The organism is Pantoea sp. sgz302252 (assembly GCF_047713085.1).
Lineage (GTDB): Bacteria > Pseudomonadota > Gammaproteobacteria > Enterobacterales > Enterobacteriaceae > Scandinavium.
Genome location: NZ_JBLFJW010000037.1, coordinates 26,173 through 49,491, shown reverse-complemented (window position 1 = coordinate 49,491; position 23,319 = coordinate 26,173). Strand labels below are relative to the sequence as shown.

Sequence of the window (23,319 nt, the reverse complement as noted above, 5' to 3'; positions counted from 1 at the left end):
TGGTCAGTTGAATGACACGCCCGGCATCATCATATGCCATCTGCCGGGTCAGGCTGCCGGAAGTGGTACTGACCGGTCGCCCGGCGGCGTCGAACTGCGTTTCCCGGCGGGTGCTGTCCGGGAGCACCGTCGCAGTCAGGTCGCCTGCGGCGTTGTATTCATTGCGGGTCTGATGCCCTGCCGCATTCGTCTGGCTGACCAGTCTGCCACGGGCGTCGTACTCACGCTGCAGGCTCAGCCCTTCCTCCCCGGACACCGCCGTCAGTTGCCCGAAGCGGTCGTATTCATAGCGCGTTTCATACCCGGAGCAGTCGGTGAAGGTCAGCAACTGGCCGTACCGGCTCCAGGTCATCTGCTGCAGGCTGCCGGTGGCGTCTTCACGGCTGGCGGGAAGCCCGGACTGCGGGTCCGGGTAGGTATATCTGACCGTATCGCCGTGACGGTCCGTTTCAGCCGTTAGCCGCCCCTGTGCGTCATATTCCCGTTGACTACGCAGACCGTCCGGGTAGGTGGTGCGGATAAGCTGCCGCTGCGGGCTGTAGCTGAAGGTGGTGATTCTGCCATCGGGGCTGACGATGGCATCTAACAGCCCGGCGCCCGGGCTCAGCCGGAACGCCGTCTTTCGTCCGGCCGCATCAGTCTGCGCCACCAGCCGGCCGTAGGGGTCGAACTCGCTGTGAGTCACTGAACCGTCGGCGAACACCTTCTTCACCACCCGCTTCAGGCCACCTTCACCTTCGGTGTGCAGCACCTCCTGTCGTTTCAGGCTGTCGGTAATGATGACCCGGTCTTTTTCATACACGTACGCGTAACTCAGGCCTGCCGGGTTGTGCTGCGCCGTCACCCGACCTGCCGCATCGTAGCGATACTGCGTGGCCGGACGCCCGGCGTAATGGTGTGCCACCATCCGGCCAGGAAATTGTTCATCGTAAGCAAAATGACGCGTCTGCGTGCCGCTGTGGTCATGGACGGCGGTCAGCTCACCACGCGGGGAGTACGCATAGCGCACCAGCGGCCGGGCGGGTAAATCCTGCGGATATTCCGGGTCCTGCGTCAGCCACACCTCCGTCAGGCGGATGCCGGTATCGGCCCCGTAGCGGGTCTGCGGCACGTCAGGAAGCCGTGCGTAGTTCAGCCCGAAACGGCGACCTGCACCGTCGGTCACCGTCATTATCGCCCCGGCAAAGACCCCGTCAGCGGCGCGCTGAAAACTGAGCGTCCGGCCAAAACTGTCCACCAGCCCGGTCAGCACCCGGTACGGCGGCAGCGGCGCGGGCAGCACCTCATCCGCCTGTGGCACACGCTCACGCCAGCCTAAAATCCACCATGGTCCCTGCAGGCTGCTGGTCGCCAGATAAACGTGCGGACTTAGGCGCAGGGCCTCCGGCAAAATACTCCACAGCGTCGCCAGCGGATGACCGTCATACAACTTCGCCACCCCGCCGCGCGCCAGCCAGAAAGACTCGCTGCGGCTGAACGCCAGCTCTCCCGGCAGCAGCGGTTCGAAGTGAATGCTGCGCCCGCCGTTGTCGTTGAGGATGAGTTCGCCCGGCGTAAGCTGCAGATGAATATCGGAAGGGGCTTTCCAGCCCGGACCGAACACCCCGACCGGGGCCGGGGTACGGGTCTGGTAGCTGCTGTAGGTGCGGGAGAGCACAAAGGGCATCGGGCCCGGCAGGGCAAGGTCGGCCTCATCGGGCAGGACTTTGGCGCCGGGCAACGGGTTCACCGGACTCCCGGACACCACCCCACCCGGGCAAACCGAGCAGGCCACACCGGTCGGCGCGCCAATCATTACCCCGAGTGAGCCCTGCACAATCGGGCCACCGATGGCCGTCATATCTCCCTGTCGTGCCGCCGGTTTGCCACTCATGACCCTGTCCTGTTGAATAATGATAATGGACGGATTTTACTCAGGGGATAACGTAAAGAACTGTGATTTGCCTCACGCGTGTAAATATAATTAATTGTTTTAAAACGAGTTTATTGGCATGGCAAATGAGTGACACTCAAGAGATTTGTGTAGGCTATGTGAAAGGATCTCACTGTTTCCTAAAAACGCAGTCGCTATCATAGTCTGTGAAATTACTCCAAGGTGCCATGGTCGGCTTTAATGTGCATTTCCACAGCCTGGCGAGTGCATCTGTGACGGCGATGTTTAGCTGAAAAGCGTGTCGGGTGGCGCTGCGCTTACCCGACCTACAACACCGTGATTTTGTAGGCCCGGCAAGCTTTGTGCCGCCGGGCAATCATTACAACACCGTTGGCACCAACTTCTGCAACTGAGCCTCAGCCAGCATCGCAATCGCGGCTTCAATATCCGGGGCAAAATAGCGGTCCTGCACATAGTGCGTGACTTTCTCGCGCAGCAAATGACGCGCTTGTTCCAGCAACGGACTGGTGGTTAAGCCTTCGCGCATATCGATGCCCTGCACTGCCGCCAGCCATTCCACCGCAATCACGCCGCGGGTGTTGGCTGCCATTTCCCACAGACGACGACCGGCGGCAGGAGCCATGGACACGTGATCTTCCTGGTTTGCCGACGTTGGCAAGCTATCGACACTGTGCGGATGCGCCAGCGCTTTGTTTTCGCTGGCAAGGGCTGCAGCCGTCACCTGCGCAATCATAAAGCCGGAGTTCACACCGCCATTTTTGACCAGGAACGGCGGCAGCTGCGACATATGGCTGTCCATCAGCAGCGCGATACGACGCTCCGCCAGCGAGCCAATTTCAGCAATGGCCAGCGCGATATTGTCCGCCGCCATTGCTACCGGCTCAGCGTGGAAGTTACCGCCAGAAATGACTTCGTTTTCATCGGCAAACACCAGCGGGTTATCCGACACGGCGTTGGCTTCGGTCAGCAGCACTTCCTTCGCCTGACGAAGTTGCGTTAAGCACGCGCCCATCACCTGCGGCTGACAGCGCAGGGAATACGGGTCTTGCACCTTGCTGCATTTCGCGTGCGATTGTGACACTTCGCTGGCATCGGTCAGCACATGACGGTACAACGCCGCCGCATCAATTTGCCCGCGTTGACCGCGCGCTTCGTGAATTCGGGCGTCGAAAGGACGACGCGAACCCAGCGCCGCTTCTGTCGTCAGCGCGCCGCAAATCACGGCAGAACTGAATAACTCTTCTGCTTCAAACAGGCCGCGCAATGCAAAAGCGGTGGAGGCCTGAGTGCCATTAAGCAGCGCCAGCCCTTCTTTCGCCGCCAGCGTGAGCGGTTCCAGCCCGGCTTTTTTCAGGGCTTCTGTTGCTGGCAGCCATTCTCCTTGCCAGCGGGCTTTGCCTTCACCCAGCAGTGTTAATGACATATGCGCGAGCGGGGCCAGATCGCCTGAAGCGCCCACGGAGCCTTTCGCCGGAATGCACGGGTAAACTTCATGATTCACCAGCGCCATCAGCGCTTCAATCACGCTCAGACGAATGCCAGAGAACCCACGCGCCAGGCTGTTGATTTTCAGCACCATGATCAGACGAACCATCGCGTCGTCCAGCGCTTCGCCCACGCCCGCCGCATGGGAAAGCACCAGCGAACGTTGCAGGTTTTCCAGATCGTTTGTCGCGATGCGGGTGGAAGCCAGCAGGCCAAAACCGGTGTTGATACCGTAAGCGGTGCGCCCTTCAGCCATAATCGCGTTGACGCACGCCACGCTGGCGTTGATGCCCGGCACAGCGCTGTTATCCAGCGTTAGCTTATGGGGATGGCGGTAAACATCCTGCAGTTGTGCGAGGGTCAGTTGGCCCGGAATCAGGTTGAGTGTGTTCATTATTTCTGCCCCTGGGTTGCAGCAATCATCGGTAAATTAAGCCCTTGTTCAGCGGCGCATTCTACCGCGATTTCATAGCCTGCGTCCGCATGTCGCATGACGCCAGTGGCCGGATCGTTATGTAATACTCGGGCAATACGCGCAGCCGCTTCATCGGTGCCATCGCAGACAATCACCATACCCGCATGCTGAGAGAAGCCCATTCCCACGCCGCCACCGTGGTGCAGAGACACCCAGGTCGCCCCGCTCGCCGTATTCAGTAAAGCATTCAGCAGCGGCCAGTCAGAGACGGCGTCAGAGCCATCACGCATGGCTTCGGTTTCGCGGTTCGGGCTGGCGACTGAGCCAGAATCCAGGTGATCGCGACCAATCACAATCGGCGCAGACACTTCACCCGAATGCACCATTTCGTTGAACGCCAGCCCCAGCTTTTGCCGCCACTCCAGCCCCACCCAGCAGATACGGGCAGGCAGGCCCTGGAAGCTGATGCGCTCACGCGCCATATCCAGCCAGCGGTGCAGGTGTTTATCGTCCTGAATAATCTCTTTCACTTTGGCGTCGGTTTTGTAGATATCCTGCGGATCGCCGGAAAGCGCCACCCAACGGAACGGGCCGATACCACGACAAAACAGCGGGCGAATATAGGCCGGCACAAATCCCGGGAAATCGAAGGCATTGGTCACGCCCATCTCTTTTGCCATCTGGCGAATGTTGTTGCCGTAATCGAAGGTCGGAACGCCCTGGGCACAGAAAGCGAGCATGGCTTTGACGTGCTCTGCCATCGACAGCTTGGCGGCTTTCACCGTGCCTTGCGGATCGCTTTCGGCTTTCTGCTGATAGCTTTCCCACGTCCAGCCCTGCGGCAGATAACCGTGCAGCGGATCGTGCGCACTGGTCTGGTCGGTGACCATATCCGGGCGGACGCCCCGTTTCACCAGTTCAGGCAGCACATCGGCGGCGTTGGCACACAGCGCGACGGACACCGCACGGCCTTCAGCAGTGTATTTTTTGATGCGAGCCAGGGCGTCATCCAGCGAATCAGCCTGTTCATCGATGTAGCGGGTACGCAGACGGAAATCGATGCGGCTTTGCTGGCATTCAATCACCAATGAGCAAGCACCCGCTAGGGTTGCGGCCAGCGGCTGCGCGCCGCCCATACCACCGAGACCAGCTGTCAGCACCCAGTGCCCTTGCAGATTGCCGTTGTAGTGCTGGCGACCTGCCTCAACGAAGGTTTCATAAGTGCCCTGCACGATGCCCTGGCTGCCGATGTAAATCCAGCTGCCAGCGGTCATCTGGCCGTACATCGCCAGACCTTTGGCATCCAGTTCGTTGAAATGCTCCCAGGTTGCCCAGTGCGGCACGAGGTTAGAGTTGGCAATCAGCACACGCGGCGCGTTGTCGTGGGTTTTAAACACCCCAACTGGCTTCCCGGATTGCACCAGCAGCGTTTCGTCGTGTTCCAGTTTTGTCAGGGAATCCACAATCGCATCATAGCAATCCCAGTTACGGGCTGCGCGCCCTATCCCGCCGTAGACCACCAGCTCTTGCGGATTTTCGGCCACTTCGGGATCGAGGTTGTTCATCAACATGCGCAACGGCGCTTCGGTGAGCCAGCTTTTTGCGGTGAGCGTGGCGCCACGCGGGGCACGGATTTGCTGGTTACGGGTTTTATTCTGGGACATCGGAGAACTCCTGACGGATACGATGAAGACAAGAAATATATACTTGTCTATACAATCATTCGCAAGCCAGGGTTTAACAAGTTAGATACATTTTTGCTATCTTGCGTCAGCAATCACATTTGCTGACGCAAGCTATCAGGAACCGAAGTGGCCTTGCAGGCGGTAACGGCTGCCGGGGAAAATCAGGCGGGCGTGGGTCACAATGCTGGAACGAGACCAGGTGCGACGACGGATCATCAGGCAGGGATCGTGTTCGTGAATGTGCAGCAACCGACACTCTTCAGAACTCGCTTTGACCGCTTCCACTATGTGTTCGCCTTCCGTCAGTGGAGCAATCAGCGACAGATAATCGTGAGCCGTGGTGGTGGTGTAATCCTGCTGGAGATATTCCGGCACCACGATGGCATTCACGCAGCGATCTTCAATCTGCACCGGCACATCGTTTTCAAAATGCACCATCAGAGAATGAAATATGCTTGTTCCTTCGGCGACGTCCAGCGCCTGAGCCTGATGTTTATCGGCTTTGGTCTCTTCGAGTAGCAACACTTCACAACGGTGCTGATGCTGGCGGGCGCGAATTTCATCGGCAATGCTGTGCACTTCAAACAGCGCCGACTGCCCTTTTGGCTCGGCCACAAAGGTGCCGACGCCCTGTAAACGCACCAGCAACCCTTCGTCAGTCAGCTCACGCAGCGCACGGTTGATGGTCATGCGACTGAAACCAAACTGCGCCACCAGCTCCGCTTCCGACGGAATTCTGTCGTGCGGACGCCAGATCCCGGCGGCAATGTTGTCGCTGATGACCCGTTTGATTTTCTCATAGAACGGCGCAGGGGCGCCGGTTCGCGGTGAATACATGTGTCGTCCTTTATTGAGGCAGGTGCCAGCTATGCATAATTTGCCAGGCCAGTCTGGCCGCGGTGCGTGCTCCCTGTCCATCGCGATCGTAGTGCGGATTGAATTCAACCAAATCAACCGCCTGCAGTTTGCCACTCTGACACAGCGGCAGCACGATACGCAACAGAATTGCCAGCGGCACACCTAACGCAGCGGGCGCAGAAACAGCGGGCATTTCCGCTGCGGGAAGCACGTCCAGATCGATGGTCAGATAAATTCGGTCATGCTCGTCAATCACCCGCTTGAGATCTCGCGCCAGTTCGTCACTCTGCGGATCAAGTAATGTTAAGTCTTCCAGCACGGTCACGCGGCGTTCCTGCGCTTCCTGCCAGAGCGCCTGAGTATTCGCGGCTTTGCTCGCGCCGTAGCAGGTATAGCTGAACTCGCGCCCATCGCTTTCACACTTTAACGCCAGTTGGCGGAAAGGCGTGCCAGAAGTGGCCAGCGCGGCAGAGCGTAAATCGAGATGGGCATCGAGGTTCACTATCACCACTTTCTCGTTAGGGAAAGCATCCAGCACGCCAGCGCCGTGGCCGTAAGCCGTTTCATGCCCACCACCTAAAACCAGCGTTTTCATTTGCGCGCGCTGGCAGGCTTCAACCGCTTCATGCAATGCCTGTTGCGCTTCTTCGAGCTTATCTGGATCGGCTTGCACATTGCCCAAATCGACCAGTAAATCGTGCCCGCTATGGCTGGCCATATTCGCCAGCGCTTTACGCAGTGCGTCTGGCCCAAGCTGCGCGCCCGGGCGGCCCTGATTACGTTTCACACCTTCATCGCAGGCGAACCCCAGCAGGGCTATTTTCCCCTGATGTTTTTCAGGTGCAAAGTAGCTCTCTACCTCTACTGTCTGAAAAAGACGTTTTGCTTCCGGGGATTCCGCACTGTCGTCGCGACCCTGCCAGAGTGTTTTATTGGCTGAATGCCAGAGCTTCATTGTGTGACCTCTCCGCGAAAGACTCGCTGCCAGAGCGGGCTTCGGCCTGGCTCGTAGACCATTTCGACCGGGTGCTTCGCATCCCAGATGGCAAAATCTGCCACATATCCGGCGGCCAGTTGCCCGTGCGTGTGTCCGCGTCCAAGCGCGCTTGCGGCATGGCGTGTGACGCCGTTCCAGGCTTCTTCTGGCGTTAGCCCGAATTTTACGCAGGCCATATTCATCGCCAGATGCAGGCTGGCGAAAGGGCTGGTGCCGGGGTTGTAATCCGTTGCCACAGCCATGGGGACTCCGCGTTCGCGCAAAGCAGCGACAGGCGGCTTTTGCGTTTCATTGAGGAAATAAAACGCACCGGGAAGCAGGACGGCGACAGTCTGGCTGTGCGCCATCGCTTCAACGCCTGACAAGCTGAGATACTCAATATGATCGGCAGACAGGCCGTGATAACGGCTCACTAATTCTGCGCCGCCCAGGGAAGAAAGTTGCTCTACGTGCCCTTTCACCGGAATGCCAAGGCACTGCGCCGCCACGAAGACGCGTTCGGTTTGTTCAGGCGTAAACCCGACGTTTTCACAAAACGCATCGACGGATTCGAAAAGCCCTTCCTGCCAGAGGGCGGGGAGGATTTCTTCGCAGACCAGCGTGATGTAGTCGTCCGCTCGTCCTTTATAGTCCGCAGGAACGGCATGCGCCGCCAGCAGCGTTGGGCTGATTTCAACAGCATTGTTGGCGGCCAACTGCTGCGCGACGTGCAACATTTTGCGCTCGTTGGCCTCATCCAGCCCATAACCAGACTTCACTTCCAGCGTGGTGACACCTTCACGCATCAGCCGATCCAGCCGCTGCTGCGCGAGAGTCAGGAGTTCAGCTTCACTCGCCGCACGGGTTGCCTGCACCGTGGCGTTGATACCGCCGCCGTTGGCGCTGATGGTCTGATACGACACACCGTTGAGGCGTTGCTCCCATTCCTGGGCACGGCTGCCGCCAAACACCAGATGCGTATGGCAATCAATCAATCCTGGCGTGACCAGCCGCCCTTGCAGGTCAATGCGCCTGCCCTTTTCTGATGCGGCTTCGGCTTCAGGCACAACGGCGACAATGCGCCCGTCACGAACAATCAGCGCGTGATTATCAACCATGCCGTAAGGCTCAGGGCGCTGCGGATCAAAGGTCGCCAGGCGGGCGTTGTGCCAGATAACGTGATGTTCAATTGGCTCAGACATAGAGCATCCACTTGTCATGGGTTGTATAGACATTTATCGATAGCTTCACCGTGGCTGTCAACAGACGATCCGAATATGTTGCTTATTTGTGATATTCGACGCGCGGCTGTTACCGCGTTTGGCGATCTTTTTTGCCCCATCGCTTCCCGTTTCGCTCAACTTAGTATAAAAAGTCAGGTTTTAGGGACCTTTTCCACTTTTACTCAGCCTGGAGCACCATGAACACATTCTCGGTTTCCCGTCTGGCGCTGGCGTTCGCTTTTGGCGTGACGTTGACCGCCTGTAGCTCTACGCCTCCCGATCAGCAGCCTTCTACTCAGGAAGCTCCGGGTACTGCGTCTCGTCCGATCCTGACCGCTGGCGAAGCGAAAAACTTCGTTCAGGCTCGCTATTTCACCACCATGGACCAGAATGCTGCGCCATGGTCACCGTCGCCAATTTCCGTGCCAGCAAAACCTGATTTCGTGGTTGGCCCGGCGGGCACTCAGGGCGTGACTCACACCACCATTCAGGCGGCGGTTGATGCGGCGATCACTCGTCATAGTAGCTCCCGTGTGTATATCGCCGTGATGCCTGGTGAATATCAGGGCACCGTTTACGTGCCAGCAGCACCGGGCTCCATCACCGTTTACGGTACTGGCGAGAAAGCAGGCGACGTAAAAATCGGCCTGGCTATCGATTCTGAAATCGCCCCGAACGACTGGCGTCGTCTGGTAAACCCGGCTGGCAAATACATGCCGGGCAAACCGGCCTGGTACATGTTCGACAGCTGCCAGAGCAAGCGTACTGCCACCGTTGGCGTGATGTGCTCTGCGGTGTTCTGGTCTCAGAACAACGGTCTGCAACTGCAAAACCTGACCATTGAAAACAACCTGGGCGACAGCGTGGATGCGGGTAACCATCAGGCCGTGGCGCTGCGTAACGATGGTGATCAGGTTCAGCTGAACAACGTCAATATTCTGGGTCGTCAGAACACCTTCTTTGTGACCAACAGCGGCGTGCAGAACAAACTGCAAAACGACCGCATCACCCGTACGCTGGTGACCAACAGCTACCTCGAAGGTGACGTGGATATCGTTTCCGGCCGTGGCGCAGTGGTGTTCGATAACACCGACTTCCGCGTGGTCAACTCCCGCACTCAGCAGGAAGGGTATGTTTTCGCTCCGGCAACCCAGTCGAACCTGTTCTATGGCTTCCTGGCGACCAACAGCCGCTTCACCGCTTCCGGTGATGGCGTGGCGCAATTGGGCCGCTCACTGGACGTTGATGGCAATACCAACGGCCAGGTCGTGATCCGCGACAGCGTGATTAACGAAGGCTTCAACTCCGCCAAACCCTGGGCTGATGCTGCCGTGTCAAAACGTCCGTTCAGCGGCAACACCGGCGCGAAGAACGACAAAGGCGAATTCGAGCGTAACCTGAACGACACCAACTTCAACCGCATGTGGGAATACAACAACCGCGGTGTGGGCAGTTATGTGGTGGCAGAACCGAAGAAGTAAACATTCGTTGCCCGGCGGCACTGCGTTTGCCGGGCCTACGTGAAAATGTTGGTGCGGTTTGTAGGCCCGGTAAGCCCCAGCGCCACCGGGCAATGACCGCTACATTTTCCCCATAAAAAAACCTCGCATCGCGAGGTTTTTTGTTTTCAGCCATCCGCTTAGTGAGCGTTAACCACCACCCACATCGGGCCTTGCCCAACGGCGTAGCGGCCTTTCTCATGCAGCAGGCCCTGCTCGCCCTGAATCTCATACACCGCCAGATGATGAGATTTCTGGCCCACCGCCAGCAGGTACTTCCCGCTGTGGTCGATGTTGAAACCACGTGGCTGGGTTTCCGTCGGCTGGAAGCCCTGAATCTCAAGCACACTGCCGTCTTCAGAAACAGTGAACACCGTCAGGGTGCTGGACGTACGGTCACACGCATACAGGTGGCGGCCGTCCGGGGTGATGTGAATATCTGCCGCCCAGCGCGTGCCGGTGAAATCTGGCGGCATCATGTCCAGCGTTTGCACGCACTCAATCTCACCGTGCGGATCTTTCAGTTCCCACACGTCGACGGAGCTGTTCAGCTCATTCACGCAGTAGGCGTATTGCTGATTCGGGTGGAACGCCATATGGCGTGGGCCTGCACCTTCTACGGTGGTCACTTCCGCTGGAGTCTGAGCCACCAGCTTGCCATCGTCGCTGAGGGTAAACAGGCAGATGCGATCTTGCTTCAGCGCAGGCACCCACAGCGTGCGGTTATCCAGGGTGATATTGGCTGAGTGGCACCCTTCCAGGCCTTCGACCACATCCACAACGCCCACCGGCAAGCCATCTTCCAGATGGGTCACGCTCACGCACGCCTGATTGTATGAACCGCTAAACAGGTACTGGCCCTGGTGGTCGGTCGAAATGTGTGTTGGGCTACCCGGCAGGGCTGATTCGCCTGCAAAGGTCAGCGCGCCGTCGTCCGGTGCAATGCGGTAGGCTATGACGCGGAACTCAGGGCGCACGCCAACGTACAGGTAGCGTTTATCCGGGCTGATGACCATCGGCTGTACCTGACCCGGCACATCCACCACCTGCACCAGCGTCAGTTTACCGTCGTGTTTCAGGCTCCAGACGTGGATTTGTTGGCTTTCCGGGCTCGCGGTATATACGGTTTGTTTCATGAAAACTCCTTTCCTTACTGCACGTGGAAGCAAATTAACAGGATAGTTAGTGCTGAAAAATTTGCCCTGAGAACACAGCGGTGTACCATCGTCAGCGGCACATTTTTCAACATTAACCTGGACTGCAACATGACATCTCGCGTGATAGCCCTTGATTTAGACGGTACCCTGCTAACCCCCAACAAAACCATTCTGCCGGCCTCGCTTGAAGCGCTGGCTCGGGCAAAAGAAGCAGGTTATCAAATCCTGATCGTCACCGGTCGACATCACGTTGCCATCCATCCTTTTTATCAGGCACTGGCGCTTGATACACCTGCAATTTGCTGTAATGGCACCTATTTGTATGATTATCAGGCAAAAAAGGTACTGGAAGCCGATCCGCTTTCCCCCACACAGGCTTTGCCGCTGATTGATATGCTTAACGAACACGGCGTTCATGGCCTGATGTATGTCGATAACGCCATGGTGTACGAACAAGAGACAGGCCACATCACGCGTGGGATTGAGTGGGGTTTAACCCTGCCTGAAGCGCAGCGCCCGGTCTTCCAGCAGGTTGAGTCCTTCGCTAAGGCAGCGCATGAAGTCGACACCATCTGGAAATTCGCCCTGACCGACGAAAACAGTGACCGCCTCAACGCCTTCGTCCAGCAGGTTGAAGAGAAGCTTGGCCTGGAATGTGAACGCTCATGGATTTATCAGGTCGACGTGGCGCGCAAAGGCAACAGCAAAGGCAACCGACTGGCTCGCTGGGTGGAATCACAGGGGCTGTCGATGAAAGACGTAATCGCATTTGGCGATAACTTCAACGACATCAGCATGCTGGAAAACGCTGGGATGGGCGTAGCGATGGGCAATGCGGATGACGCGGTAAAAGCCCGTGCCAACGTGGTTATCGGCGAAAATACCGAGACCAGCATCGCCGACTTTATCTATAAGCAGTTGTTGTAATCAGGCGGTAATTGAAACGCTCTTAATCTGCGCATACAACCACTGGCCTGGCTTCACCGCCAGGTCATCTCGCGCCCAGGGGCTGATGCGCGCCCACAGCGTACGGCCTCCCACTTCCAGCTGCACTTCCACCTGACCGTTATCATCAAAGCACTGAACCACTTTCGCCCGCAGAACGTTACGAATACTGGTTTGCACCGGTGGCTGTAGCACCAGCGATACATCAGAGGCCTGAACACGAATGCGCACCGGTGACTGTAACGGAAGATCAAGCTTGTTGACCCAAAGATGCTGATCGCCCAGTGCCAGCGCACTCATCGCATAGTGAGGATGATGCTCCAGCACGGTCACTTTCAGGATGCTGCTCTGCTGCTCTTTCGGCAGCCAGGGGTGCATCACGCTGCTGCCCCAGACATCCTCAAGATTACCGAAAGCCTTCACGTTGCCCTCTTCCAGCACCAGCACTTTATCGGCCAGATGCAGGATTTCGTCTAACGAGTGGCTGACATACAGCATCGGAATGTTGATTTCACGCGCCAGGCGTTGCAGATACGGCAGCAGCTCGCGTTTGCGGGGAATATCCAGCGAGGCCAGCGGTTCGTCCAGCAGCAGTAATTCCGGCGCGGTGAGCAGAGCACGCCCGATGGCGACTCGCTGTTTTTCACCTCCGGAAAGCCCACCCGGCAGCCTGTCCAGCAAGCCTTCAATCCCCAGTAACGAGACCAGTTTATCAAACTGCCCCGCCATGCTTTTTGCCATGCCATAACGCAGATTGCCGCGGACTTTGTAGTGCGGGAACAGGCGCGCATCCTGAAATACATAGCCGACACGGCGCTTTTCAGGCGACAGGCAAATTTTCTTTTCTGCGTCGTTAAGCACCCGGTTGTTGAGCACTATTCGGCCCTTCTGCGGCTTGGTCAGGCCGCTGATGGCGTTAATCAACGACGTTTTTCCCGCGCCAGAAACCCCAAAAATAGCGGTGATGCCGGAAGCCGGAAGCGATTCGTTGATGGTCAGGCAGTGATCGCCTAAGGTCTGACTGAAATTAAGTTCCAGCATGTTTATCTCCCTGTCCTTTCACGGCTAAGGCGTGCCAGCCATTCCGAAATCAGCAGTGACACCAGCGCCAGCACGATGGAAATCAGGCACAGCCTTGCAGCCGCGCCTTCGCCACCCGGCGTCTGAATCAGAGTGTACATGGCGGAAGGAAGGGTGCGGGTTTCCCCTGGAATGTTGGAGACAAACGTGATGGTTGCGCCAAATTCGCCAAGCGAACGCGCAAAAGCCAGCACCGTGCCGACAATTATGCCCGGCATGGTCAGCGGTAAGGTGATGGTGAAGAACACTCGCCAGCGCCCTGCGCCCAACGTGCGAGCGGCCTGTTCGAGTTTGATATCAACACCTTCCAGTGCCAGACGAATGGCTCGTACCATCAGCGGGAAGGACATCACCGCTGCCGCCAGCACCGCGCCACGCCAGCTAAAGGCGAAGGTAATGCCGAACCAGTCGTATAGCCAGGAGCCGATGAAACCCCGACGCCCCATCGCTATCAACAATAAATAGCCGACCACCACCGGGGGCAGCACTAACGGCAGGTGGATAAGGCTGTCGAGCAGCGCTTTGCCGGGAAAGTTGCGGCGCACCAGCAACCAGGCAAAGAAAATCCCGAAGGGCAAACTGAACACTACGGCCAGGGAAGAAACTTTCAGGCTCAGCAGTACCGCCTGCCATTCGGGATCGGTCAATATCATTCGTGCGTAGTAAATCCGTACTGTTTAAAAATGGCGGAAGCCTGCGGTCCTTTCAGGTAATCATAGAAAGCCGTGACCGTGGCGTTTTTATGTCCGTCGGTAATCGCTACCGGGTATTCCACTTTTTTGTGGGAGTCTTCCGGGAAGGTGCCCACGACTTTAACGCCTTTGCTGGCGACGGCATCAGAGCCGTACACAATGCCCAGTGGCGCTTCGTTACGCTCAACCAGGGCCAGCGCACCGCGCACATCTTCTGCCGGAGCCAGTTTGGCAGACAGCGTATCCCATGCGCCCAGTTTCTGCAGCGCTTCTTTCGCGTAAATGCCCGCTGGAACGTGATCCGGGTCGCCCACCGCCAGGCGGCCGCCTTTCAGCAGGCTGGTCCAGTTGGTTTTCGCATCAATAGCCACGTCGCCTTGCTCGCTGCCTTTTGGCGCAACGACCACCAGGCTGTTGCCCAGCAGCGTTTCACGCGTTGCGGTATCAATGGCTTTTTTCTCAACCGCGTAATCCATCCATTTCTGGTCAGCAGAAATGAACAGGTCCGCAGGCGCGCCCGCTTCAATCTGGCGAGCAAGCGTTGAGGAAGAAGCGAAAGAAGACACCACGTCGACGTTTTTCTCTTTCTTGTACTCTTTGGCAATGTCCTGCATCGCGTTGGTCAGCGAGGCGGCGGCAAAGACTGTAATCTTCCCTTCAGCAGCAAAAGCATGACCGGCAACCGAAAGCGATAAAGCTGTACCTGCGACAAGGCGTAACCACGAACGTTCCATCTGTGACTCCTGTGAGCATCGTTATGTACGAAATAATATAACGATAACGCCAGGGTTTTCCCAGCGCTAATTGGCCCCACTCAAGGAGTGTATCGGCAGAAAGAAGAATAACTTAAACAGGGAAAACGAGGCGGGATGAGGACAAAAAAATGCCCGGCTTAACCGGGCATCTCGAAATCAATGATTTTGCTGCTGGCCTTTATCTTTGTGGCCGACGTTCGACAGAACGTTAAACACTTCACCGAGACCGTAAATCAGCCCCAGAATGATAGCCATCACCACGGGAACCATGATTACGGCAAAGACCAGACTTTTCAATAACTCTAACATGGTCAGCTCCTGACATTGTGATTCTTTCATTGTAACCGGATACTCAGGAAATTCACTCCCCTTTTGTGCGGTGCCCTGTGTAATAATACAGAGCAACGTCATTCCAAAAACTGAGCAGGACATTGATATGCAGGCCGAAATTCTTCTTACTCTTAAGCTTCAGCAGCGTCTGTTTGCCGATCCACGCCGCATTGCCCTGCTCAAACAAATCGACGTGACGGGTTCCATCAGCCAGGGCGCGAAAAATGCGGGTATCAGCTACAAAAGCGCCTGGGATGCCATCAACGAAATGAACCAGCTCAGCGAGCAGCCGCTGGTCGACAGAGCCACCGGCGGCAAAGGCGGCGGCGGCGCAGTGCTGACGCGCTACGGTCAGCGTTTGATCCAGCTTTACGATCTGCTGGCGCAAATCCAGCAGAAAGCATTCGACGTGCTGAGTGACGACGACGCCCTGCCTCTGGACAGCCTGCTGGCAGCCATTTCACGTTTTTCTCTGCAAACCAGCGCGCGTAATCAGTGGTTCGGCACGATTACTCGCCGCGACCACCAACAGGTGCAGGAACATGTCGATGTGCTGCTTGCCGATGGTGAAACCCGTCTGAAAGTGGCTGTTACTGCACAAAGTGGCGAGCGTCTTGGGCTTGAGGAAGGCAAAGAAGTGCTGGTTTTACTGAAAGCGCCGTGGGTCAGCATTACGCGCGATGCAAAAGTGGCTGCATCGGCAGACAACCAGCTCACCGGTGTCATCAGCCACATTGAACGCGGTCAGGCACAGTGTGAAGTGTTGATGACACTGCCTGATGGTCAGGAACTTTGCGCCACACTCCCGGTCGAGGAAGCCGCTGAATTAAAGGAAAATGAACCGGCTATCGCCTGGTTTAATGCCGACAGAGTGATCCTCGCCACCCTTCGCTGATGGCTTGACTTTCGCCATAGGAAAACGTATCCCTGAATAAAATCGCTGCAAAAAATGGGATACACCATGTCATCATTGCATATTTCGCAAGGCACGTTTCGTCTTAGCGATACAAAAACGCTTTCTATTCCGTCCCTCACCCTTCACGCCGGTGAATCCTGGGCATTCGTTGGCAGCAACGGCAGCGGCAAGTCAGCGCTAGCTCGTGCGCTCTCAGGAGAGCTAACCTTGCTTTCCGGCACCCGCGAAAGTGCCTTCACGCGAACCACTCGCCTCTCCTTTGAACAGTTACAGAAACTGGTCAGTGATGAATGGCAGCGCAACAATACGGACCTGCTCAGCCCTGGCGAAGAAGACACCGGGCGCACGACAGCCGAGATTATCCAGGAAGAAGTCAAAGACCCCGCGCGTTGTCGTGAACTCGCCACTCGCTTTGGTATCGAGCCTTTACTGGAGCGCCGCTTCAAATACCTTTCTACCGGTGAAACACGCAAGACTCTGCTTTGCCAGGCACTGATGAGCAACCCGGACTTATTGATTCTGGATGAGCCGTTTGACGGTCTGGATGTGGCTTCACGCAAAGCGCTGGCTGAGCTTCTCGCCACGTTGCATCAGGAAGGCATTACGCTGGTGTTGGTACTCAACCGTTTCGATGAAATTCCTGAGTTCGTCGAGTTTGCTGGCGTGCTGGCGGACTGCACCTTGCTGGAAACTGGCGCTAAAAAAGCCTTGCTGGAGCAAGCCCTGATAGCCCAACTGGCCCATAGCGAGAAGCTTTCGGGCATTACGTTGCCAGAACCGGATGCGCCGCCTGCCCGGCTTTCTTTGCCGGAAAATCAGCCGAGGATTGTGCTCAATCACGGCGCGGTGTCGTACAACGATAAACCCATTATTGAGGACATGAGCTGGACGGTGGATCCGGGCGAGCACTGGCAGATTGTTGGCCCGAACGGTGCCGGGAAATCGACGCTGTTGAGCCTGGTCACAGGCGATCACCCGCAAGGCTACAGCAATGATTTGACGCTGTTTGGCCGCCGTCGCGGCAGCGGAGAAACCATCTGGGACATTAAAAAGCACATCGGCTATGTCAGCAGCAGCCTGCATCTTGATTACCGCGTGAGCACCAATGTGCGTAATGTGATCCTTTCCGGCTTCTTCGATTCCATTGGCATCTATCAGGCTGTGTCCGATAAACAACACAAGCTGGCGCAAGGCTGGCTGGACATTTTGGGCATCGACAATCGCACCGCTGACGCACCGTTTCACAGCCTTTCCTGGGGCCAACAGCGTTTAGCGCTGATTGTTCGTGCGTTAGTGAAACACCCGACGCTGCTGATCCTTGATGAGCCGCTTCAGGGTCTTGACCCGTTAAACCGCCAGCTTGTCCGTCGGTTTGTGGATGTACTGATTGGCGAAGGCAACACCCAGTTGCTGTTTGTCTCACATCACGCTGAAGATGCACCGGACTGCATCACCCACCGTCTGGAGTTTGTGCCTCAGCCTGAAGGCTATCGCTACGCCATTGGTAAACGCTGATCATTCTGTTGGGGAGCCTGCCGCTCCCCTCTTTTCAGATAAAGAGTAGCCTGCCTTTCTCTTCGCCTTGTTTTATAATGCAAAAACGGGCCGCGCTGCGCTGAATTTTCGCTGTGTAAACGATTCCACTAATTTAGGCCATGTCACACTTTTCGCTTCTCTGTTATGCTAGGCTTATTCCATACCATAGGCTTAACGGAGCGAATTATGAGAGTACTGGTTACAGGTGGTAGCGGTTACATAGGCAGCCATACCTGCGTGCAGTTGCTGAAACAAGGGCACGACGTCATCATTCTCGACAACCTGTGCAACAGCAAACGCAGCGTGTTACCGGTGATTGAACGCTTAGGCGGCAAGCAGCCGGTGTTTGTGGAGGGGGATATCCGCAACGAAGCGTTGATGACAGAAATCCTGCACGATCACGCTATCGATACCGTTATTCACTTTGCCGGGCTGAAAGCCGTGGGCGAATCGGTCGCTAAGCCGCTTGAGTACTACGACAACAACGTCAACGGTACCTTGCGCCTGATTGCCGCGATGCGAGCCGCCAACGTCAAAAACTTCATTTTCAGCTCCTCCGCCACCGTCTACGGCGATCAGCCAAAAATCCCTTATGTTGAAAGCTTCCCGACCGGCACGCCGCAAAGCCCTTACGGCAAAAGTAAGCTGATGGTTGAGCAAATTCTGGCTGACCTGCAAAAAGCCCAGCCGGAGTGGAGCATCGCCCTGCTGCGTTATTTCAACCCGGTTGGCGCACATCCATCAGGTGATATGGGTGAAGATCCACAAGGCATCCCAAATAACCTGATGCCATACATCGCTCAGGTCGCTGTGGGCCGCCGCGAGTCGCTCGCGATTTTCGGCAATGACTACCCGACACAAGACGGCACCGGCGTTCGCGATTACATCCACGTGATGGATTTGGCCGACGGGCACGTGGCAGCAATGGAAAAACTCGCCGACAAACCAGGCGTGCATATTTATAACCTGGGTGCAGGCGTAGGCAGCAGCGTGCTGGATGTGGTGAACGCCTTCAGCAAAGCCTGCGGCAAACCGATTAACTATCACTTCGCGCCACGTCGCGATGGCGACCTTCCGGCTTACTGGGCGGATGCAAACAAAGCCGATCGCGATCTGAACTGGCGAGTGACCCGTAATCTTGACGAAATGGCACAGGACACCTGGCACTGGCAGTCCCGCCATCCGCAGGGTTACCCTGACTAAGGACTTGTCATGACGCAATTCAACCCTGTCGATCATCCGCACCGCCGCTATAACCCGTTAACCGGGCAGTGGATTTTGGTGTCACCGCATCGCGCCAAGCGCCCCTGGCAGGGGGCGCAAGAAACGCCAGCCAAACAAACATTGCCCGCCCACGATCCCGATTGTTTCCTTTGCCCGGGCAACACCCGAGTCACCGGCGATACCAACCCGCAGTACACCGGCACCTATGTCTTTACCAATGACTTTGCTGCGCTGATGACCGACACGCCAGACGCGCCACAAAGCGAAGATCCGCTGATGCGTTGTGAAAGCGCACGTGGCACCAGCCGGGTGATTTGTTTCTCGCCCGATCACAGCAAAACCTTGCCTGAACTGAGCGTGCCTGCGTTAGAAGAAGTGGTGAAAACCTGGCAGGAGCAGACGGCAGATTTAGGCCAGCGTTACCCCTGGGTTCAGGTGTTTGAAAACAAAGGTGCGGCGATGGGGTGCTCTAACCCACACCCCCACGGCCAGGTTTGGGCGAACAGTTTTTTACCGAATGAAGCAGAACGTGAAGACCGGCTGCAAAAAGACTATTTTGCGCAGCAAGGTTCGCCCATGCTGGTGGATTACACCCAGCGCGAATTGGCCGACGGCAGCCGTACCGTGGTGGAAACCGAGCACTGGCTGGCGGTGGTGCCTTACTGGGCGGCGTGGCCGTTCGAAACGCTGTTGCTGCCAAAAGCGCATGTCCTGCGCATCACCGATTTAACGGAAGCTCAACGCAGCGATCTTGCGTTAGCGTTGAAAAAACTCACCAGCCGTTACGACAACCTGTTCCAGTGCTCCTTCCCTTACTCGATGGGCTGGCACGGTGCGCCGTTCAATGGCGAAGACAATGCTCACTGGCAACTTCACGCTCATTTCTATCCCCCCCTGCTGCGCTCGGCCACCGTTCGCAAGTTTATGGTTGGTTATGAAATGCTGGCAGAAACACAGCGCGATCTTACGGCTGAACAAGCCGCCGAGCGTCTTCGCGCCGTCAGTGATGTTCACTATCGCGAATCAGGAGTCTAAAAATAATGAGTCTGAAAGAGAAAACCCTGTCCCTGTTTGCTGAAAAATTTGGCTACCCTGCCAACCACGTTATCCAGGCGCCAGGCCGCGTGAACCTGATTGGCGAACACACCGATTACAACGATGGCTTTGTGCTGCCGTGCGCCATTGATTATCAGACGGTGATCAGTTGTGCGCCACGCCAGGACAGAACGGTTCGCGTGATTGCGGCCGACTACGAAAACCAGACAGATGAGTTCTCGCTGGATGCGCCCATTGTCAGCCACGACACCCAGCAGTGGTCTAACTACGTGCGCGGCGTGGTGAAGCATCTGCAAAAACGTAACCGCAATTTCGGTGGCGTGGATATGGTTATCAGCGGCGATGTGCCGCAGGGCGCGGGCCTGAGCTCTTCTGCTTCGCTGGAAGTTGCCGTGGGCACGGTTTTCCAGCAGCTTTATCATCTGCCGCTGGACGGAGCGCAAATTGCCCTCAACGGGCAGGAAGCGGAGAACCAGTTTGTTGGCTGTAACTGCGGCATTATGGATCAGCTGATTTCTGCCCTCGGCAAGAAAGATCATGCGTTGCTGATCGACTGCCGTTCACTTGGCACCAAAGCGGTTTCCATGCCGAAAGGTGCGGCGGTGATCATCATCAACAGTAACTTTAAACGCACGCTGGTCGGCAGCGAGTACAACACCCGTCGCGAACAGTGCGAGACAGGCGCGCGCTTCTTCCAGCAGCCTGCTCTGCGCGATGTTTCGCTGGAAAAATTCAACGCCGTCGCCCATGAACTTGACCCGATTGTAGCCAAACGCGTTCGCCACGTGCTGACGGAAAACGCCCGCACCGTTGAAGCAGCTTCTGCTCTGGCAAAAGGTGACCTGAAACGTATGGGTGAGTTGATGGCGGAATCCCACGCTTCCATGCGTGATGACTTCGAAATCACCGTGTCGCAGATTGATACGCTGGTCGACATTGTGAAAGCCACCATTGGCGACAAAGGCGGCGTACGCATGACCGGCGGCGGTTTCGGTGGCTGCATTGTAGCGCTGGTGCCTGAAGAGCTGGTGCCTGCGGTGAAAGATGCGGTGGCTGCGCAATATCACGCTAAAACCGGTATCAAAGAGACTTTCTATGTCTGTAAAGCATCACAAGGAGCGGGCCAGTGCTGATTGAAACCCCAACGTTAGCGCCGGACGGCCTGCCGTTCCGCTTGCTGACTCTGCGTAACAACGCAGGCATGGTTGTTACTTTGATGGACTGGGGCGCGACGCTGCTTTCCGCACGCATTCCGCTGAACGACGGCTCGGTACGCGAAGCGCTGCTCGGCTGCGCCAGCCCGGAACACTACACCAGTCAGGCTGCTTTTCTGGGTGCCTCTGTAGGCCGCTATGCAAATCGCATCGCCGACAGCCGTTTTCAGCTTGCCGGGGAAACCTGGCAGCTCGCGCCGAGCCAGGGCCCAAACCAGCTGCACGGCGGCCCGGAAGGCTTCGACAAACGCCGCTGGCAGGTAGTGAATCAGAATGACACGTCGGTGCTGTTTGCCCTTGAATCAGCCGATGGCGACCAGGGCTTCCCTGGAAATCTGCGTGCTACCGCGCAGTATCAGCTGACAGAAGATAATCGCATCGCTATCGAATACCGGGCGACGGTCGATAAAGCCTGCCCGGTTAACCTGACCAACCATGTCTATTTCAATCTCGATGGTGGTCAGAGCGATGTGCGCAACCATACGCTGAGTATCGCGGCCGATCAGTATCTGCCGGTCGATGAAATGGGCATCCCTCGCGCTGGCCTGAAAGATGTTGCCGGCACCAGCTTTGATTTCCGTACTCCCAAGCAGATTACCAGCGAGTTCCTGTCTGACGACGATCAGCGCAAAGTGAAGGGCTACGATCACGCGTTCCTGCTCAATGCCAAAGGCGAGCTTTCTCAGCCCGTGGCAACGGTGTGGTCTGCGGATAACAAGCTGGAGCTGAAGGTGTTCACCACTGCGCCTGCGCTGCAATTTTATTCCGGCAACTTCCTTGACGGTACACCGTCACGCGAACCGCAGCCTTACGCCACCTGGCAAGGGCTGGCGCTGGAAAGCGAATTCCTGCCAGACAGTCCTAATCACCCGGAATGGCCGCAGCCCGACTGCACGCTGCTGCCGGGTGAAGAGTATGTCAGCGTGACCGAATATCAATTTACCTCGTTGTGATCCCCTGCCCTCCTGACGGAGGGCTTTTTTAGTAAAATGCTGAAATTTACCGCACTTACCGTTAAAAACTAACGACCTCGTCACAAGCTGCTTACACTGCGCCGCTATTTTCGCTATGGTTATCAATAAGCGTTGCCGCTGCTGACGCAACGGCAATATAATGAGAATTGTTATCATTCAATCTAGTTCAGGAGTCACCGTATGGCTGTTACTAAGCTTGTGCTTGTTCGTCACGGCGAAAGCCAGTGGAACAATGAAAACCGCTTCACCGGTTGGTATGATGTTGATCTGTCTGAGAAAGGTGTGGGCGAAGCCAAAGCAGCAGGCAAACTGCTGAAAGAAGAAGGCTTCAGCTTTGATTTTGCTTATACCTCTGTGCTGAAACGTGCCATCCACACCCTGTGGAACGTGCTGGATGAGCTGGATCAGGCCTGGCTGCCAGTTGAGAAATCCTGGAAACTGAACGAACGTCACTACGGTGCGCTGCAGGGCCTGAACAAAGCGGAAACCGCTGAAAAATACGGTGACGAGCAGGTTAAACAGTGGCGTCGTGGCTTTGCCATCACCCCACCAGAACTGACCAAAGATGACGAGCGCTATCCGGGCCATGACCCACGCTACGCGAAACTAACCGATAAAGAGCTGCCGGTAACTGAAAGTCTGGCACTGACCATCGATCGCGTGGTGCCTTACTGGAACGAAACCATTCTGCCACGCCTGAAAAGCGGCGAGCGCGTGATCATCGCGGCTCACGGCAACTCCCTGCGTGCCCTGGTGAAATACCTGGACAACATGGGCGAAGACGAAATTCTCGAACTGAACATCCCAACTGGCGTGCCGCTGGTGTATGAGTTCGATGAAAACTTCAAGCCGGTGAAACACTACTATCTGGGCAATGCCGACGAAATCGCGGCCAAAGCGGCTGCCGTCGCCAACCAGGGTAAAGCGAAGTAAGTTTTCACCTGAGACAAAAAAGCGTGGTTTTTGCCACGCTTTTTTTTGTTTCATTGCCCGGCGGCGCTGCGCTTGCCAGGCCTACCGGTCCGATGCAAACCGTTGCGCCACCCGGCATCACAGTCCGATGCAGATCGTAGGCCGGTGCAAGCGAAGCGCCGCCCGGCATCACAGTTCGATGCAGATCGTAGGCCGGTGCAAGCAAAGCGCCACCCGGCATCACAGTCCGATGCAGATCGTAGGCCGGCGCAAGCGAAGCGCCGCCCGGCATCACAGTCCGATGCAGATCGTACGCCGGTGCAAGCGCAGCGCCGCCCGGCATCACAGTCCGATGCAGATCGTAGGCCGGTGCAAGCGAAGCGCCGCCCGGCATCACAGTCCGATGCAGATCGTAGGCCGGTGCAAGCGAAGCGCCGCCCGGCATCACAGTCCGATGCAGATCGTAGGCCGGTGCAAGCGAAGCGCCGCCCGG

At 56.8% G+C, this 23,319-nt stretch carries 20 protein-coding genes and 2 pseudogenes; 10 read left to right on the top strand and 12 right to left on the bottom strand.

What is annotated here, in order from left to right:
- A partial coding sequence (locus ACLW56_RS21760) for a DUF6531 domain-containing protein (protein WP_330985783.1) occupies positions 1–1,873 on the bottom strand: 1,873 nt, incomplete at its 3' end.
- Between the two features lie 221 nt (positions 1,874–2,094).
- Here ACLW56_RS21760 and ACLW56_RS21755 point away from each other — a divergent pair.
- Positions 2,095–2,166: pseudogene (locus ACLW56_RS21755) on the top strand (kinase inhibitor); the annotation flags it as partial.
- A gap of 86 nt (positions 2,167–2,252) precedes the next feature.
- Here the strand turns inward: ACLW56_RS21755 and hutH are convergent.
- From hutH to hutI, 5 genes and pseudogenes are all read right to left on the bottom strand, one after another.
- Entirely contained in the window at positions 2,253–3,773 is a 1,521-nt protein-coding gene (gene hutH, locus ACLW56_RS21750; RefSeq protein ID WP_330985782.1) for a histidine ammonia-lyase, read from the bottom strand.
- Complete coding sequence (gene hutU, locus ACLW56_RS21745; protein WP_330985781.1) at positions 3,773–5,458, bottom strand: urocanate hydratase; 1,686 nt, start codon at positions 5,456–5,458, stop codon at positions 3,773–3,775. Before hutU ends, hutH begins: the two co-directional genes overlap by 1 nt.
- Before the next feature lie 135 nt (positions 5,459–5,593).
- Complete coding sequence (locus tag ACLW56_RS21740; RefSeq protein ID WP_330985780.1) at positions 5,594–6,316, bottom strand: histidine utilization repressor; 723 nt, start codon at positions 6,314–6,316, stop codon at positions 5,594–5,596.
- A 10-nt stretch (positions 6,317–6,326) separates the two neighbouring features.
- Positions 6,327–7,292, bottom strand: a complete 966-nt coding sequence (hutG, locus tag ACLW56_RS21735; RefSeq protein WP_330985779.1) for a formimidoylglutamase — start codon at positions 7,290–7,292, stop codon at positions 6,327–6,329.
- Positions 7,289–8,579, bottom strand: a pseudogene (gene hutI / locus ACLW56_RS21730) (imidazolonepropionase). Before hutI ends, hutG begins: the two are co-directional and overlap by 4 nt.
- 154 nt (positions 8,580–8,733) lie before the next feature.
- Here hutI and ACLW56_RS21725 point away from each other — a divergent pair.
- Complete coding sequence (locus ACLW56_RS21725) at positions 8,734–10,017, top strand: putative acyl-CoA thioester hydrolase (RefSeq protein WP_330985778.1); 1,284 nt, start codon at positions 8,734–8,736, stop codon at positions 10,015–10,017.
- Positions 10,018–10,175: 158 nt separating this feature from the next.
- Here the strand turns inward: ACLW56_RS21725 and pgl are convergent, their stop codons facing one another.
- Positions 10,176–11,171, bottom strand: a complete 996-nt coding sequence (pgl, locus tag ACLW56_RS21720) for a 6-phosphogluconolactonase (RefSeq protein ID WP_330985777.1) — start codon at positions 11,169–11,171, stop codon at positions 10,176–10,178.
- Between the two features lie 129 nt (positions 11,172–11,300).
- Between pgl and ACLW56_RS21715 the strand changes: the two genes are divergently transcribed.
- A complete protein-coding gene (locus ACLW56_RS21715; RefSeq protein WP_330985776.1) occupies positions 11,301–12,119 on the top strand; it encodes a pyridoxal phosphatase in 819 nt (272 codons plus the stop codon).
- Here the strand turns inward: ACLW56_RS21715 and modC are convergent, their stop codons facing one another.
- From modC to ACLW56_RS21695, 4 genes are all read right to left on the bottom strand, one after another.
- Positions 12,120–13,178 carry a molybdenum ABC transporter ATP-binding protein ModC gene (modC, locus tag ACLW56_RS21710; protein WP_330985775.1) on the bottom strand — a complete coding sequence of 353 codons (1,059 nt, stop codon included), beginning with the start codon at positions 13,176–13,178 and terminating at the stop codon, positions 12,120–12,122.
- Between the two features lie 2 nt (positions 13,179–13,180).
- The gene (modB, locus tag ACLW56_RS21705; RefSeq protein ID WP_330985774.1) at positions 13,181–13,870 is read right to left on the bottom strand and encodes a molybdate ABC transporter permease subunit; all 690 of its coding nucleotides are present in this window, start codon (positions 13,868–13,870) and stop codon (positions 13,181–13,183) included.
- Entirely contained in the window at positions 13,867–14,643 is a 777-nt protein-coding gene (modA, locus tag ACLW56_RS21700; RefSeq protein WP_330985773.1) for a molybdate ABC transporter substrate-binding protein, read from the bottom strand. The genes modB and modA overlap by 4 nt, the downstream gene beginning before the upstream one ends.
- A 177-nt stretch (positions 14,644–14,820) precedes the next feature.
- Complete coding sequence (locus tag ACLW56_RS21695; protein ID WP_330985772.1) at positions 14,821–14,973, bottom strand: AcrZ family multidrug efflux pump-associated protein; 153 nt, start codon at positions 14,971–14,973, stop codon at positions 14,821–14,823.
- Between the two features lie 127 nt (positions 14,974–15,100).
- On the opposite strand from ACLW56_RS21695, the gene modE reads away from it, so the two are divergent.
- The 7 genes from modE (at position 15,101) to gpmA (ending at position 22,847) form a co-directional block, all read left to right on the top strand.
- Positions 15,101–15,889, top strand: a complete 789-nt coding sequence (gene modE / locus ACLW56_RS21690; protein WP_330985771.1) for a molybdenum-dependent transcriptional regulator — start codon at positions 15,101–15,103, stop codon at positions 15,887–15,889.
- A gap of 66 nt (positions 15,890–15,955) precedes the next feature.
- Positions 15,956–17,425 (top strand): molybdate ABC transporter ATP-binding protein ModF, encoded by a 1,470-nt coding sequence (modF, locus tag ACLW56_RS21685; protein WP_330985770.1) that lies wholly within the window; start codon positions 15,956–15,958, stop codon positions 17,423–17,425.
- A gap of 207 nt (positions 17,426–17,632) precedes the next feature.
- A complete protein-coding gene (gene galE, locus ACLW56_RS21680) occupies positions 17,633–18,649 on the top strand; it encodes a UDP-glucose 4-epimerase GalE (protein WP_330985769.1) in 1,017 nt (338 codons plus the stop codon).
- Positions 18,650–18,658: 9 nt separating this feature from the next.
- Positions 18,659–19,705 carry a galactose-1-phosphate uridylyltransferase gene (gene galT, locus ACLW56_RS21675; protein WP_330985768.1) on the top strand — a complete coding sequence of 349 codons (1,047 nt, stop codon included), beginning with the start codon at positions 18,659–18,661 and terminating at the stop codon, positions 19,703–19,705.
- Between the two features lie 5 nt (positions 19,706–19,710).
- Entirely contained in the window at positions 19,711–20,859 is a 1,149-nt protein-coding gene (gene galK / locus ACLW56_RS21670; RefSeq protein ID WP_330985767.1) for a galactokinase, read from the top strand.
- Positions 20,853–21,893, top strand: a complete 1,041-nt coding sequence (gene galM, locus ACLW56_RS21665) for a galactose-1-epimerase (RefSeq protein ID WP_330985766.1) — start codon at positions 20,853–20,855, stop codon at positions 21,891–21,893. The genes galK and galM overlap by 7 nt, the downstream gene beginning before the upstream one ends.
- 201 nt (positions 21,894–22,094) lie before the next feature.
- Positions 22,095–22,847, top strand: coding sequence for a 2,3-diphosphoglycerate-dependent phosphoglycerate mutase (gpmA, locus tag ACLW56_RS21660; RefSeq protein ID WP_330985765.1), 753 nt, complete (start codon positions 22,095–22,097; stop codon positions 22,845–22,847).
- Between the two features lie 4 nt (positions 22,848–22,851).
- Here gpmA and ACLW56_RS21655 read toward each other — a convergent pair.
- The coding region (locus tag ACLW56_RS21655; protein WP_330985764.1) for a hypothetical protein at positions 22,852–23,319 on the bottom strand (468 nt) is incomplete at its 5' end.

What these genes read in the sequence shown, in the direction of transcription:
- hutH (WP_330985782.1), bottom strand. Translation starts at nt 3,773, where the DNA reads ATGAACACACTCAACCTGATTCCGGGCCAACTGACCCTCGCACAACTG.
- hutU (WP_330985781.1), bottom strand. Translation starts at nt 5,458, where the DNA reads ATGTCCCAGAATAAAACCCGTAACCAGCAAATCCGTGCCCCGCGTGGC.
- ACLW56_RS21740 (WP_330985780.1), bottom strand. Translation starts at nt 6,316, where the DNA reads ATGTATTCACCGCGAACCGGCGCCCCTGCGCCGTTCTATGAGAAAATC.
- hutG (WP_330985779.1), bottom strand. Translation starts at nt 7,292, where the DNA reads ATGAAGCTCTGGCATTCAGCCAATAAAACACTCTGGCAGGGTCGCGAC.
- ACLW56_RS21725 (WP_330985778.1), top strand. Translation starts at nt 8,734, where the DNA reads ATGAACACATTCTCGGTTTCCCGTCTGGCGCTGGCGTTCGCTTTTGGC.
- pgl (WP_330985777.1), bottom strand. Translation starts at nt 11,171, where the DNA reads ATGAAACAAACCGTATATACCGCGAGCCCGGAAAGCCAACAAATCCAC.
- ACLW56_RS21715 (WP_330985776.1), top strand. Translation starts at nt 11,301, where the DNA reads ATGACATCTCGCGTGATAGCCCTTGATTTAGACGGTACCCTGCTAACC.
- modC (WP_330985775.1), bottom strand. Translation starts at nt 13,178, where the DNA reads ATGCTGGAACTTAATTTCAGTCAGACCTTAGGCGATCACTGCCTGACC.
- modB (WP_330985774.1), bottom strand. Translation starts at nt 13,870, where the DNA reads ATGATATTGACCGATCCCGAATGGCAGGCGGTACTGCTGAGCCTGAAA.
- modA (WP_330985773.1), bottom strand. Translation starts at nt 14,643, where the DNA reads ATGGAACGTTCGTGGTTACGCCTTGTCGCAGGTACAGCTTTATCGCTT.
- ACLW56_RS21695 (WP_330985772.1), bottom strand. Translation starts at nt 14,973, where the DNA reads ATGTTAGAGTTATTGAAAAGTCTGGTCTTTGCCGTAATCATGGTTCCC.
- modE (WP_330985771.1), top strand. Translation starts at nt 15,101, where the DNA reads ATGCAGGCCGAAATTCTTCTTACTCTTAAGCTTCAGCAGCGTCTGTTT.
- modF (WP_330985770.1), top strand. Translation starts at nt 15,956, where the DNA reads ATGTCATCATTGCATATTTCGCAAGGCACGTTTCGTCTTAGCGATACA.
- galE (WP_330985769.1), top strand. Translation starts at nt 17,633, where the DNA reads ATGAGAGTACTGGTTACAGGTGGTAGCGGTTACATAGGCAGCCATACC.
- galT (WP_330985768.1), top strand. Translation starts at nt 18,659, where the DNA reads ATGACGCAATTCAACCCTGTCGATCATCCGCACCGCCGCTATAACCCG.
- galK (WP_330985767.1), top strand. Translation starts at nt 19,711, where the DNA reads ATGAGTCTGAAAGAGAAAACCCTGTCCCTGTTTGCTGAAAAATTTGGC.
- gpmA (WP_330985765.1), top strand. Translation starts at nt 22,095, where the DNA reads ATGGCTGTTACTAAGCTTGTGCTTGTTCGTCACGGCGAAAGCCAGTGG.